The sequence below is a fragment of the Massilia polaris genome (assembly GCF_012927275.1).
Lineage (GTDB): Bacteria > Pseudomonadota > Gammaproteobacteria > Burkholderiales > Burkholderiaceae_D > Telluria_A > Telluria_A polaris.
The window spans coordinates 1-13,295 of sequence record NZ_JABBGG010000017.1; the positions used below are offsets into that span (position 1 = coordinate 1).

At 62.8% G+C, this 13,295-nt stretch carries 11 protein-coding genes; 7 read left to right on the forward strand and 4 right to left on the reverse strand.

The annotated features are described in order from the left end of the window. From HHL21_RS20345 to rpsL, 4 genes are all read right to left on the reverse strand, one after another. Positions 1–400: GTP-binding protein (locus HHL21_RS20345; protein ID WP_169463945.1), on the reverse strand; the 400-nt coding region annotated here is incomplete at its 3' end. An 80-nt stretch (positions 401–480) separates the two neighbouring features. Continuing rightward, complete coding sequence (gene fusA, locus HHL21_RS20350) at positions 481–2,586, reverse strand: elongation factor G (protein WP_169469332.1); 2,106 nt, start codon at positions 2,584–2,586, stop codon at positions 481–483. A gap of 114 nt (positions 2,587–2,700) precedes the next feature. Then, positions 2,701–3,171 (reverse strand): 30S ribosomal protein S7, encoded by a 471-nt coding sequence (gene rpsG, locus HHL21_RS20355; RefSeq protein WP_131429157.1) that lies wholly within the window; start codon positions 3,169–3,171, stop codon positions 2,701–2,703. Between the two features lie 113 nt (positions 3,172–3,284). Then, a complete protein-coding gene (rpsL, locus tag HHL21_RS20360) occupies positions 3,285–3,668 on the reverse strand; it encodes a 30S ribosomal protein S12 (protein ID WP_131429156.1) in 384 nt (127 codons plus the stop codon). Between the two features lie 353 nt (positions 3,669–4,021). Here rpsL and HHL21_RS20365 point away from each other — a divergent pair, with 353 nt between their 5' ends. From HHL21_RS20365 to HHL21_RS20395, 7 genes are all read left to right on the forward strand, one after another. Further along, a complete protein-coding gene (locus tag HHL21_RS20365; protein WP_169469333.1) occupies positions 4,022–5,872 on the forward strand; it encodes a phosphoethanolamine transferase in 1,851 nt (616 codons plus the stop codon). 130 nt (positions 5,873–6,002) lie between these two features. Beyond that, positions 6,003–7,292, forward strand: a complete 1,290-nt coding sequence (locus HHL21_RS20370; RefSeq protein WP_229496642.1) for an efflux RND transporter periplasmic adaptor subunit — start codon at positions 6,003–6,005, stop codon at positions 7,290–7,292. Between the two features lie 28 nt (positions 7,293–7,320). Continuing rightward, the gene (locus HHL21_RS20375; RefSeq protein WP_169469334.1) at positions 7,321–8,025 is read left to right on the forward strand and encodes an ABC transporter ATP-binding protein; all 705 of its coding nucleotides are present in this window, start codon (positions 7,321–7,323) and stop codon (positions 8,023–8,025) included. Between the two features lie 9 nt (positions 8,026–8,034). Further along, a complete protein-coding gene (locus HHL21_RS20380) occupies positions 8,035–9,351 on the forward strand; it encodes an ABC transporter permease (RefSeq protein WP_169469335.1) in 1,317 nt (438 codons plus the stop codon). A gap of 9 nt (positions 9,352–9,360) precedes the next feature. After that, positions 9,361–10,599, forward strand: a complete 1,239-nt coding sequence (locus HHL21_RS20385) for an ABC transporter permease (RefSeq protein ID WP_169469336.1) — start codon at positions 9,361–9,363, stop codon at positions 10,597–10,599. A gap of 30 nt (positions 10,600–10,629) precedes the next feature. Beyond that, a complete protein-coding gene (locus HHL21_RS20390; RefSeq protein ID WP_169469337.1) occupies positions 10,630–11,961 on the forward strand; it encodes a sigma-54-dependent transcriptional regulator in 1,332 nt (443 codons plus the stop codon). Beyond that, positions 11,961–13,295 (forward strand): sensor histidine kinase, encoded by a 1,335-nt coding sequence (locus tag HHL21_RS20395; protein ID WP_169469338.1) that lies wholly within the window; start codon positions 11,961–11,963, stop codon positions 13,293–13,295. The genes HHL21_RS20390 and HHL21_RS20395 overlap by 1 nt, the downstream gene beginning before the upstream one ends.

The following is a 13,295-nucleotide window of genomic DNA, read 5'->3' on the forward strand; positions in this document are numbered from 1 at the left end:
ACACGATGATGTATGGAACGCCAACCTGGCGTGCCAGCAGGATGTGCTCGCGGGTCTGTGGCATTGGGCCGTCAGCTGCCGAGCAAACCAGGATCGCGCCGTCCATCTGCGCCGCACCGGTAATCATGTTCTTGATGTAGTCGGCGTGGCCTGGGCAGTCAACGTGAGCGTAGTGACGGTTTGCGGTCTCGTACTCGACGTGTGCGGTGTTGATGGTAATGCCGCGCGCTTTTTCTTCCGGTGCTGCATCGATCTGGTCGTAAGCTTTTGCTTCGCCGCCGAATTTCTTCGACAGGACAGTAGCGATTGCTGCGGTCAGAGTGGTCTTGCCGTGGTCGACGTGGCCGATAGTGCCGACGTTGACGTGCGGCTTGGTCCGTTCGAATTTACCTTTTGCCATTTTGATCTTCCTTTAAAAGAGCGATTTAATTTTTTTCTTTTGTCAGGCCGAGACACATGCCCCGGGCCTGACTAACTGAATTACTTAGCTTTAGCAGTAACGATTGCGTCGGTAACGTGCTTAGGCGCTTCGGAGTAGTGCTTGAATTCCATCGTGTACGTTGCACGGCCTTGCGTTGCGGAACGCAGCGAGGTCGAGTAACCGAACATTTCCGACAGTGGTACTTCGGCTTTGATGATCTTGCCGCCACCGCCCTGGATTTCGTCCATGCCCTGCACCATACCGCGGCGGGACGACAGATCGCCCATCACGGAACCGGCGTAGTCTTCCGGGGTTTCCACTTCAACCGACATCATCGGCTCGAGGATCACCGGCGAGGCGCGACGGCAACCGTCCTTGAACGCCATCGAAGCTGCCATCTGGAACGCGTTTTCGTTCGAGTCAACATCGTGGTACGAACCGAAGAACAGCGTGACCTTGACGTCAACGACTGGATAGCCAGCCAGGACGCCGGTACCCAGCGTGCCGCGCACACCCTTTTCAACTGCAGGGATGTATTCGCGTGGAACGGTACCGCCCTTGATCGCGTCGACGAATTCGAAGCCCTTGCCCGGCTCTTGCGGCTCGATCTTCAGAACCACGTGACCGTACTGACCACGACCACCCGACTGCTTGACGAACTTGCCTTCGGACTCTTCGCAGGTCTTGCGGATCGTTTCGCGGTAGGCAACCTGTGGCTTGCCGACGGTTGCTTCCACGCCGAATTCGCGCTTCATGCGGTCAACGATAATTTCCAGGTGCAGCTCGCCCATACCACCAATGATGGTCTGGCCCGATTCTTCATCGGTCTTGACGCGGAACGAAGGATCTTCCTGTGCCAGGCGGTTCAGCGCCAGGCCCATTTTTTCCTGGTCGGCCTTGGTCTTAGGCTCGACCGCCTGCGAAATCACCGGCTCAGGGAAGACCATCTTCTCGAGCGTGATGACAGCCGAAGGGTCGCACAGGGTCTCGCCGGTGGTCGCATCCTTCAGGCCGACTGCGGCGGCGATGTCGCCGGCGAAGACTTCCTTGATCTCTTCACGCTGGTTAGCGTGCATCTGCAGAATACGGCCAAGACGTTCTTTCTTGTTCTTGATCGGATTGAAGACGGTGTCGCCCGACTTGATCGTGCCCGAGTAGACGCGGAAGAAGATCAGCTGGCCGACGAACGGGTCGGTCATGATCTTGAACGCGAGTGCCGAGAACTTCTCGTCGTCGGTCGCCTTACGGGTGGTTGGCTCGTCGTATTCATCGGTGCCGCCGACTGGTGGAATGTCCACTGGCGATGGCAGGTATTCGATGACGCCGTCCAGCATTGCCTGCACGCCCTTGTTCTTGAACGCGGTACCGCACATCATCGGAACGATTTCCGAAGCGATGGTGCGCTGGCGCAGGGCAGCCTTGATCTCGGCTTCCGACAGGTCGCCTTCTTCCAGGTACTTGTTCATCAGCTCTTCCGACGCTTCAGCAGCGGTCTCGACCAGCTTTTCGCGCCATTCGGCAGCCTGGTCAGCCAGCTCAGCCGGAATGTCGCGGTAGTCGAACTTCATGCCCTGCGACGCGTCGTCCCAGTAGATGGCTTTCATCTTGACCAGGTCGACCACGCCCTTGAAGTTTTCTTCAGCGCCGATAGGAATCTGCAGCGGGATCGGGTTGGCCTTCAGGCGAGCGCGCATCTGCTCGTAGACCTTGAAGAAGTTCGCACCGGTACGGTCCATCTTGTTGACGAACGCGAGACGTGGGACCTTGTACTTGTTAGCCTGGCGCCATACGGTTTCCGACTGTGGCTGCACGCCGCCGACTGCGCAGTAAACCATGCAGGCGCCGTCGAGCACGCGCATCGAGCGCTCAACTTCAATGGTGAAGTCGACGTGGCCCGGCGTGTCGATGATGTTGATGTGGTGCTCAGGGAAGTTGTTAGCCATCCCCTTCCAGAAGCAGGTCGTCGCAGCCGAGGTAATCGTGATACCGCGTTCCTGCTCCTGCTCCATCCAGTCCATCGTGGCCGCGCCATCGTGAACTTCGCCGATCTTGTGGTTCACGCCCGTATAGAACAGGACGCGCTCGGTGGTGGTGGTCTTACCAGCATCGATGTGAGCGGAGATACCGATATTGCGGTAGCGCTCAATGGGGGTCTTGCGTGCCATAATTATTCCTAAATCTTTTAATGAACAAAACCGAGCCACATTTTTTCAACAAAATGAGCCCGGCCTCGAACAACGGATGGATGGCCGCGCCCCTCGCGGGGTCTGGCCAACAGATTAGAAGCGGAAGTGCGAGAACGCCTTGTTCGCTTCAGCCATACGGTGAACTTCGTCACGCTTCTTCATTGCGCCGCCGCGCATTTCTGCTGCTTCCATCAGCTCACCGCCAAGGCGTTGTGGCATGGATTTTTCGCTGCGCTTGTTTGCGGCTTCGCGCAACCAACGCATGGACAGCGCCATACGGCGAACTGGGCGAACTTCAACTGGCACCTGGTAGTTGGCGCCGCCAACACGGCGGGACTTAACCTCGACCATTGGCTTAGCGTTGTTGATCGCGGCAGCGAAGACTTCAAGCGGGTCCTTGCCGGACTTTTGCTTGATGTGCTCGAACGCACCGTAGATGATGTTTTCAGCGACCGATTTTTTACCGGACAGCATCAGAATATTGACGAATTTGGCGACATCCTGGTTGCCGAATTTTGGATCAGGCAGGATCTCGCGCTTGGGGACTTCACGACGACGTGGCATTTCAATTCCTTTCAGTCTTCAGTTGAGCGCGCTGAGCGCACTCGCGGTGGCCATCATAGCCATCCACTTACTCGACCTTTCGGTCGGTTCAACTCAATAGATGGGCAAAAATATTACTTCTTGCCGGCTTTAGCGCGCTTGGTACCGTACTTCGAGCGAGCTTGCTTACGGTCTTTAACGCCCTGGGTATCCAGTGCACCGCGAACCATGTGGTAACGCACACCCGGCAAGTCTTTAACACGGCCGCCGCGCAGCAGCACGACACTGTGTTCTTGCAGGTTGTGGCCTTCACCGCCGATGTACGAAATGACTTCGAAACCGTTGGTCAGGCGAACTTTGGCGACTTTACGCAGAGCCGAGTTAGGCTTCTTTGGGGTCGTCGTGTAAACACGGGTGCAAACACCACGTTTTTGCGGGCAATTTTCCAGCGCCGGCGATTTGCTCTTCACGATCGTAGCGACGCGTGGATTGCGAATCAGTTGATTGATGGTTGGCATCGTTATTAATCCAACAAAGATACAACATGAATAACCCGGGCTAAATGCCCGGGGACTAAAACTGAGTCCCGGTTTGGACTGACAGCGGAGGCGACAATAGCCACTCGCGAAGGAGCGGCCGAGCAACGCACGCGGTGTGCAGAATAAATTCGAGAACTCGCGAGTATAGCCTTGATGGCGGGCAGGGTCAACCGGTTTACTGCCCTGGCGGGCGGAACGCGACGGTAAACGGCGGCCTGGCGTCGTTATCTGGCGACAATTGGCAGTGGCCGCGCTATGGGGCGGGGTCCGAAAAAGTTCCCCTACAGCCGAGAACGCCATGATAATAGACGACTTTTTGCTTTCGTCCAATCATGCGACACCTGCTGCGCCCCGCCACCCTGTACTTGCTGCTGACATATATATGCCTGTCGGCGGTGCCGTTCGTGCCTGCCCTGCTGGGCAAGCCGCTGGCGCGGCCATGGCAGGTGCTGGGCATCGAGCTGCTGGCCTGGATGGCGGCCTGGGCCGTATTCCGGCGGCCGGCGCGCTTCCACTGGCTTTTGATTCCGGCTTTCCTTGCGCTGCCGACCGAAATCTACCTGCTCACCTATTACGGCCAGGGCATTTCGACGCACCACCTCGGCATCATCGCGGAAACCAGCCCGATGGAAGCGATGGAGTTCCTTGGGAGCACGGTGTGGTTGATGCTTGCCGTGCTCGCCGGGGCGGCAGCCTGGTGGTTCACCACCTGGCGTGCGACGCGGTCGACCAGGCAGCTGGATTGGAACGACAGCTCGCGCATCGTGGCGTTGGTGGCGCTCATTGCGGGTGCCGCCGTCTGGGGTTACGGCCACGAGTTCGGCATCGCCGCCCACAGCGCGCCAGAGGTCAAACGCGCCTTGCCCCCGCTGGCGCACCTCGCCAAGGCAAAGACCGAACCCGTCAAGGCGGCGCCTGCGATCACTGGCGCCGGGCACACCGGGCGCAATCTTCCGCCATTGCCCCAATGGGCGCAGCTGCCGTTCGACTTCGAAGCTTTCGCGCAGTCATGGCCATTCGGGCTGATGGCGCGCGGCGCCGACTACTATAAAGAACGCCAGCACCTCGCCGAACTGGGCCGGCGCAGCAGTAACTTCCGCTTCGGCGCGCGCCAGGCGGCGCCGGACGCGGCGCCCGAAACCGTGGTCCTGGTGCTGGGCGAATCGTCACGCTACGACCGCTGGAGCCTGAACGGCTACACGCGCGACACCAACCCGCTGCTGCGCCAGGAAGCCAACCTGGTGACGCTGCCGGACGTGATCACGGCCGTATCGGCCACGCGCCTGTCGGTCCCGGTGATCATCTCGCGCAAGCCGTCGATGCAAAGCCTGAAGGATGGATTCGCGGAGAAGTCCTTCATCACCGCGTTCAAGGAAGCCGGCTTCAAGACCTACTGGCTGTCGAACCAGATCTCGTTCGGCGAATACGACACGCCGGTGTCGGTGTTTGCGAAAGAAGCGGACGTGATCCAGTTCCTCAACCTTGGCGGCTTCACCAACAACTCGAACTTCGACGAGATCCTGCTCGATCCGTTGCGGATCGCGCTGGCCGACGCTACGCCGAAGAAGCTGATCGTCCTGCACTCGCTGGGCAGCCACTGGAACTACAGCCAGCGCTATCCGAAGGCGTTCGACAAATGGCAGCCGTCGCTGCTGGGGATGGACAAGCCGCTCTACACGGATGTGAAGCTGAAGGCGCACCTGAACAACAGCTACGACAGCAGCATCCTGTACACGGACTGGTTCCTGGCGCAGGTGATCGGCAAGCTGAAAGGCGCCGAGCATCGCAGTGCGCTGGTGTATGTGGCCGACCACGGCCAGTCGCTGTACGACGGCAGCTGCAAGCTCGGCTTTCACGGCCACAACACGCAGAATGACTTCCATGTGCCGGCATTCGTCTGGTACTCGGATGCCTGGCGCGAGCGCTATCCGGACAAGGTCGACCAGCTGGCGCGGCACCGCGGCGCAAAGCTGGCGACCGAGAACATGTTCCATACCTTGCTCGATATCGGCGACATCCACTATTCGGGCGAGCGCCTCGAACGCAGCTTCGTCAATTCGGCCTTCGCTGAACACAAGCGCTACGTGGACAGCTACGGCTGGAGCAACTACGACAATGCGAACTTCAAGGGCGACTGTCGCGAAGTGATCGACAGGGGCACACCGCTCAAGCGGGAGAAGTAGTCGCGGACCGCGTCCGCGCACGTCCGCCAGAACCTGTCCGGACAGGGCGGACACCGGACGCGAGAATAACAATCGCTTGCAAATCAAACGCTTAGCTTCTGGCACAGTTTGTGCATTGATATTTACATCAATGCACAAACTGAAACAGGCCATGATTCGCGATACATCACACCAGGACACCGTCGTCGCCCCGCCAAAGGGCCAGAAAAACAAGCGCCGCGCCATCATCGGCGCCAGCGTGGCCGTCGGTGCCGCCGCCGTCGTCTTCCTGCTGACCGCATGGAGCAGCAGCGAGCACTCGGTCAACGCCAACCGCATCCGCGTCGCTGAGGCCGGCCGCGGCACGCTGGTGCGCGACGCTTCCGTCAACGGCCGCGTGGTCGCCGCCGTCAGCCCTACCCTCTACGCCACCGCTCCGTCCACCGTCACCCTGAAGGTCGCAGCGGGCGACACCGTCAAGCGCGGCCAGGAACTGGCCGTGCTCGAGTCGCCCGACCTGTCGGACGCGCTCAAGCGAGAGCAGTCCAGCTACCAGCAGCTTGAGGCCGAAGTCGCGCGCCAGCGCATCCTCGCGCGCAAGCAGAAGCTGCTGGCGCAGCGCGAAGCCGACACCGCCGAAATCGACCGCCTGTCCGCCCAGCGCACGCTGGAGCGCTATGAAGGCGTGGCCAACGAAGGCATCATCGCCAAGATCGATTACCAAAAGGCCAAGGACGCGCTGAAGTCGGCGCAGATCCGCGCGAAGCATGCGTCGGACGCGGCAGTTCTGGAAGGCGATGACGTCGGCCTCGCGCTCAAGACCAAGGTCAATGAACTCGATCGCCAGCGCCTGTCGATGGCCAACGCCCAGCGCCGCGTCGATGAACTGACCGTGCGCGCACCGGTCGATGGTTTCATCGGCACGCTGTCGGTGCAGAACCGCAGCGTGGTCCCGGCCAACGCCGCCCTGATGACCCTGGTCGACCTGTCTCGCCTCGAAGTCGAACTCGAAGTACCGGAAACCTATGTGTCCGACATGGGCCTCGGCATGACCGCCGAAATCGTCCTGCCGTCCGGTACCGCGACCGGCAAGCTGTCCGCGCTGTCGCCGGAAGTGGTGCGCAACCAGGTGCTGGCGCGCGTGCGCTTCGATGGCGAACAGCCGAAAGGCCTGCGCCAGAGCCAGCGCCTGACCGCGCGCCTGCTGATCGAAGAAAAACCGAATGTGCTGATGGTGCCGCGCGGCCCGTTCGTCGAAAACGAGGGCGGACGCTTCGCCTACGTGGTGGAGGACGGCGTCGCCGTGCGCCGCCCGATCACCGTGGGTGCGACCAGCATCTCCGCGGTCGAAATCCTGTCCGGCCTGAAGCCGGGCGACAAGGTGGTCATCGCGGGCACCGACACATTCAAGAACGCCGCCCGCGTCTCAATCAATCAATAACAATCAACCGAACCTGAAAGGACATCCCATGCTGCGCATGAAAAACCTGAGCAAGGTGTATCGCACCCACATGATCGAGACCCACGCGCTGCGCGGCTTCGAGATCGCCGTCAAGCAAGGCGAGTTCGTCACCGTCACCGGCCCTTCGGGTTCGGGCAAGACCAGCTTCCTGAACATCGCCGGCCTGCTCGAAGACTTCACCGACGGCGAGTACGTGCTCGACGGCGTCAACGTCAAGGGCATGGACGACAACGCGCGCTCGCGCCTGCGCAACGAGAAGCTGGGCTTTATCTTCCAGGGCTTCAACCTGATCCCCGACCTGAACCTGTTCGACAACGTCGACGTCCCGCTGCGCTACCGCGGCTTCAATTCGGCCGAACGCAAGGAGCGCATCGAGGACGCGCTGGCCAAGGTCGGACTGGCGTCGCGCATGAAGCACTACCCTGCCGAACTGTCGGGCGGACAGCAGCAGCGCGTGGCGATCGCGCGCGCACTGGCCGGCTCGCCGAAGCTGCTGCTGGCGGATGAACCGACCGGTAACCTCGACACCCAGATGGCGCGCGGCGTGATGGAACTGCTAGAAGAGATCAACTCGCAGGGCACCACCATCCTGATGGTCACCCACGATCCGGAACTGGCCGTGCGCGCGCAGCGCAACGTGCACATCATCGACGGCCAGGTGTCCGACCTGGTGCGCAAGGCGCCGACACTGGTCGCCGGCCACGTCGCGTAAGGAGCCGCCATGTTCCTCTACTACTTCCGGCTCGGCGTCCATAGCCTGCGACGCAATCCCGCGCTGACCGCATTGATGGTGCTGACCCTGGCCATCGGCGTCGCCGCGACCATGTCGACCCTGACCATCCTGCACGTGATGTCGGGCGATCCGATTCCGCACAAGAGCAATCGCCTGTTGGTCCCGGTGATCGACAACGGCCCGATTGAAGGCTACAACCCCGCGGAAGACAATCGCGGGCATGACCAGATGAGTTACCGCGACGCGGCCAACTTCCTCAAGGACGGCTTTGGCGAACGCAGGACGGTGCTTTACGCAGTCAGCGCACCGGTCGAACCGGAGCGCAAAGACCTTGCCGTTATGTCGGCCGAAGGCCTCGCGCCAACGCGCGATTTCTTCGCCATGGTCGAAGCGCCATTCCTGTACGGCCAGCCGTGGAGCGAAGCGGACGACAAGGCCGGCGCAGACGTTGTCGTGCTGAGCAAGGCGCTGTCCGAGAAGCTGTTCGGCACCGTCGACCCGGTCGGCAAGCGCGTGCGCATGATGGGCTTCGAATTCCAGGTGGTCGGCGTACTGAAACAATGGGTGCCGGTGCCGAAGTACTATCGCCTGGTCGGTGGCGATGGCGCCTTCGGCAAGGAAGAAGAGTTCATGATCCCGTTCGCATCGGCGATCCGCCACGAGACTGGCCACAACGGCAGCATGAGCTGCAGCTCGCGCCGTGAGCCGGGCTGGCAGGGGCTGCTGGATTCCGAGTGCACCTGGCTCCAGTTCTTCTTCGAGACCGCATCGAGCGGCGACCGCGCCGACCTGCAGGCGTACCTGGACAACTACGCCGCCGAACAGCGCAAGCTGGGACGCCTGAAGCGCAACGCGAAGAACGAGCTGTTCGACGTGATGGAATGGATGGAACGCCGCAAGGTCGTGGGCAACGACAGCCGCCTGGCTGCGTGGCTGGCATTCGGCTTCCTTGTCTTGTGCCTGGTGAACACCATCGGCCTGCTGCTGGCGAAATTCTCGGTGCGCGCTTCCGAAGTTGGCATCCGACGCGCGCTGGGCGCGTCGCGCAAGGAGATCTTCCAGCAGTTCCTTATGGAGACCGCCGTGGTCGGCCTGGCGGGCGGCATCCTTGGCTTGCTGCTGTCGTTTGGCGCACTGGCGCTGATCGGAACGCAGTCGGAACAGCTGTCCGTTGTCACTCGCATGGACTGGCAGATGCTCGGGCTGACATTCGTCATGTCGCTGCTCGCCGCGGTCGTCGCAGGCCTGCTGCCAACCTGGCGCGCATGCCAGGTGACGCCCGCCATCCAACTTAAATCGCAGTGAGGTAAGAACATGGAAATCCGTCCAATCCTGTCAGCCCTGTTACGCAGCAAAACCGGCGCCATCCTGGTCGCCGTGCAGGTTGCAATCAGCCTGGCCATCCTGTCGAACGCGCTGCATATCGTCGAAATACGCCAGGGCGTGGCAGCGCGCCCTAGCGGCATGCAAGACGAAGGCTCGCTGTTCTACCTGCGCGTGCGTCATCTCGACGACTCCGATCACAACGGCCAGCTCGCGCTGCAGAAGAGCGAAGCCGCGACCCTGCGCGCGGTGGCTGGCGTTACCTCGGTCGCTTTCACCAACCAGATGCCGATGTCGCGCTCGGGCAGCACCAACAGCGTCGCCGCCGACCGCAAGCAGGTCAACGAAAGCGCCAACGCATCGTTCTACTTCAGCCCTGAATCGCTGGTCAAGACCTGGAACCTGAAGATCGTTGAAGGGCGCGACTTCACACCCGACGAGGTCATCGAGATCGACGCCAGCGCCGACCGCGACAACTTCCCGAAATCGGTCATCGTCACGCGTGCGCTGGCGAAAAAGGTGTGGCCGAACGACGCTAGTCCGCTTGGCAAGACGCTGTTCTTCGGCACCGGCGAAGACGCCAACGGCGCGCGCGTCGTCGGCGTGATCGAGCGGCTCCAGACGCAGTCGGCGCAGGTCGACGAAAGCGGCGAGTACTCCACCATCGTTCCGATGCGTCTTACAAACGGCTTCGGCACCATCTTCACGGTACGCGCCGAACCGGGCCAGCGCGACCGCGTGATGAAGGAAGCGGAAGAAGCCTTGCGCAAGGCGGCTCCACGCCCTGTCCTACTCGACGTCGAGAGCGTCGATGAAGACCGCACTGACCGCTACCGCGCGGACAAGGCGCTGTCGTGGATGCTGATCACCGTCAGCGTGCTGCTGCTGATGATCACCGCCAGCGGCATCGTCGGCATGGCCAGCCTGTGGGTCACCCAGCGCCGCAAGCAGATCGGCGTACGCCGTGCGCTTGGTGCGCGCCGTGTCGACATCCTGCGCTACTTCCTGACCGAGAACTTCCTGATCACCAGCTGCGGCGTGTTCGGCGGCGTGATGCTGGCGCTCGGATTGAACCACCTGTTGGTCAGCAAGCTGGAGATGACGCGGCTGCCAATGGGCTACCTGTTCGCGGGGGCCGGCCTGTTCTGGGCGCTCGGTGTGGCAGCGGTGTACGGCCCGGCGTGGCGCGCCGCGACGATCTCGCCGGCGATGGCCACCCGCAGTGCCTGACCGGCATCTCACGGTGGTATGCTAGCGGCCATGCCCACCGTACTCATCATTGACGACAACGCCGCCGTCGCCATCGCGCTCGAAGTCCTGTTTTCGCTGCACGACATCGACGCGCTGCGCGCGGCGTCGCCGGACGAAGGCCTGGCCCTGCTGGAACGCTGCAACGTGGACCTGGTCATCCAGGACATGAACTTCACGGCCGATACGACGTCGGGTGTGGAGGGCACGGCGCTGTTCCGCGAGATCCGCAAGCGCCACCCCGACCTTCCGGTCATCCTGCTCACCGCATGGACCCACCTCGATGCGGCGGTCGACCTGGTCAAGTCGGGGGCCGCGGATTACCTGTCGAAGCCGTGGGACGACAAGCGCCTGCTGGCGACCGTCACCAACCTGATCGAACTTGGCCAGGCCAACCGCGCCTTGCAGCAGCGGGTGCAGCGCGAACGCCGCGAAAAGCGCGATCTCGAACGCAAGTTCGACCTGCGCGGCATGGTGTGGGAAGACCCGGCCACCGAACGTGTGCTCAACCTGGCCTGCCAGGTCGCCCGCGCCGACGTGCCGGTGCTGATCACCGGGCCCAATGGCACCGGCAAGGAACGCATCGCCGAAATCATCCAGGCCAATTCGCAGGTCGCTCAGGGACCGTTCGTCGTGCTCAATTGCGGCGCGCTGCCGGCTGAACTGATCGAAGCGGAGTTGTTCGGCGCCGAAGCCGGCGCCTACACCGGCGCCTCGCGTGCGCGCGAAGGCAAGTTTGAAGCTGCCGACGGCGGCACCCTTTTCCTCGACGAGATCGGCAACCTGCCGCTGGCAGGGCAGATGAAGCTGTTGCGCGTGCTGGAGACCGGGCGCTTCGAGCGCCTCGGCTCGAACCGCGAACGCCAGGTCAAGGTGCGCGTCATCAGCGCCACCAACGCCGACCTGCAGGCGATGATCCGCGCCGGCACCTTCCGCGAAGACCTGTTCTACCGCCTCAACGTGATCGAACTGCGGCTGCCGCCGCTGGCCTCGCGCCCTGCCGACATCCTGCCGCTCGCGGCGGGCTTCCTCGCGCCGGGCAAGACCCTGCATTCGTCCGCGCAGGCCACGTTGAGGGCGCATGCATGGCCGGGCAATGTGCGCGAACTGAAGAACGTCATGCAGCGCGCGTCGCTGCTGGCACAAGGGAGCATCATCAAGGCGGAAGACCTCGGCCTGCCTGTCGCGGTGCTGCCCGCCGTCGAAAACGAGCCTGACCGCGACACCATCGCGCAGGCGCTGGCGCGCGCCAACGGCGTGGTGGCGCAGGCCGCGTCCGAACTGGGGCTGTCCCGCCAGGCGCTGTACCGGCGCATGGAACGGCTGGGCATCGCCCGTCCCTGATGAGCGCGCGCCGCGGTTTCCGCCTGTCGCTGGTCACGCGCTTGTCGGCGCTGGTCGGCACCCTGCTTGCGCTGGGCGTCATCATCGCGCTGGCGCTCGACCACTTCATTCCCGGCCAGCCCGGCCTGGTGTTCGCCATCTGCCTCGCCTGCGTGGTGCCGATTTCGATCATCACGCTGCGCTCGCAGGTCCAGCCGATCCTGTCGCTGTTCCGCGCGCTGGAAGGCACGGTCACCAGCTACAAGGACGGTGACTTTTCGTTCAGCCTTCACTGGGCGCACAACGACGAACTGGCCGACCTGATCGACGCCCACAACGCGCTTGGCAACGTGCTGCGCGAGCAGCGCCTCGGCCTGGTGCAGCGCGAACTGCTGCTCGACACGATGGTCCAGAACACGCCGGTAGCGATGCTGCTGGTGGCCGACGCCGGCGCCATCGTGTACGCCAACGTGGCGGCGCGCCAGCTTCTCAACGAAGGCCGCAAGCTGGAAGGCCACCAGCTGCGGGACGTCCTCGCCCACTCCACGCCGGCGCTGGTCGAAGCGCTCGGACGCGGCGGCGACGGCCTGTTCACGGCGGGCGAAAGCGAAGATGAAGAGGTCTACCACCTGGCACGCAGCAGCTTTATGCTGAACGGGCGCAGGCACGAACTGCTGCTGTTGCGCCAGCTGACCCTTGAACTGCGCCGCCAGGAAGTGCAGACCTGGAAAAAAGTCATCCGCGTGATCAGCCATGAGCTGAATAACTCGCTGGCGCCACTGACGTCGCTTGCCCATTCGGGCGCGGAGCTGGTCCGGCGCGGCCAGACCGACCGGCTGCCGCAGATCCTCGCCACCATCGAGGAACGCACCCGCCACCTAGAAAGCTTCATCCTCGGCTACGCGCGCTTCGCCAAGCTGCCCTCCCCGCGCATCGAACCATGCGGCTGGGACGGTTTCGTGGCGCGGCTCGCCTCGCAGGTGGCTGTAAAGGTGTCGGGCGAGCTGCCGGCCGAGCCGGCATGGTTCGACACGGCCCAGATGGAGCAGGCCCTGCTCAACCTCCTGAAGAACGCCCACGAATCGGGCTCGCCTCCGGGAGACGTCGAACTGAGCGTGCGCACCGCGCCCGGGGTGGTGCGGATCGAAGTGGCCGACCGCGGCACCGGCATGAACGACGCCGTGCTGACCAACGCGCTGGTGCCCTTTTACTCGACCAAGCGCAGCGGCACCGGCCTCGGTCTTGCACTGGCGCGCGAGATCGCCGAGGCCCACGGCGGCCGTATCACGCTCGGCAACCGCGACGGCGGCGGCCTCGCTGTCACCTTGATCCTCCCGGCGGCGGCCGCCGTATAA

Bases quoted from the DNA above. Each gene is read 5' to 3' on its own strand.
- fusA (WP_169469332.1), bottom strand. From the start codon at position 2,586: ATGGCACGCAAGACCCCCATTGAGCGCTACCGCAATATCGGTATCTCC.
- rpsG (WP_131429157.1), bottom strand. From the start codon at position 3,171: ATGCCACGTCGTCGTGAAGTCCCCAAGCGCGAGATCCTGCCTGATCCA.
- rpsL (WP_131429156.1), bottom strand. From the start codon at position 3,668: ATGCCAACCATCAATCAACTGATTCGCAATCCACGCGTCGCTACGATC.
- HHL21_RS20365 (WP_169469333.1), top strand. From the start codon at position 4,022: ATGCGACACCTGCTGCGCCCCGCCACCCTGTACTTGCTGCTGACATAT.
- HHL21_RS20370 (WP_229496642.1), top strand. From the start codon at position 6,003: ATGCACAAACTGAAACAGGCCATGATTCGCGATACATCACACCAGGAC.
- HHL21_RS20375 (WP_169469334.1), top strand. From the start codon at position 7,321: ATGCTGCGCATGAAAAACCTGAGCAAGGTGTATCGCACCCACATGATC.
- HHL21_RS20380 (WP_169469335.1), top strand. From the start codon at position 8,035: ATGTTCCTCTACTACTTCCGGCTCGGCGTCCATAGCCTGCGACGCAAT.
- HHL21_RS20385 (WP_169469336.1), top strand. From the start codon at position 9,361: ATGGAAATCCGTCCAATCCTGTCAGCCCTGTTACGCAGCAAAACCGGC.
- HHL21_RS20390 (WP_169469337.1), top strand. From the start codon at position 10,630: ATGCCCACCGTACTCATCATTGACGACAACGCCGCCGTCGCCATCGCG.
- HHL21_RS20395 (WP_169469338.1), top strand. From the start codon at position 11,961: ATGAGCGCGCGCCGCGGTTTCCGCCTGTCGCTGGTCACGCGCTTGTCG.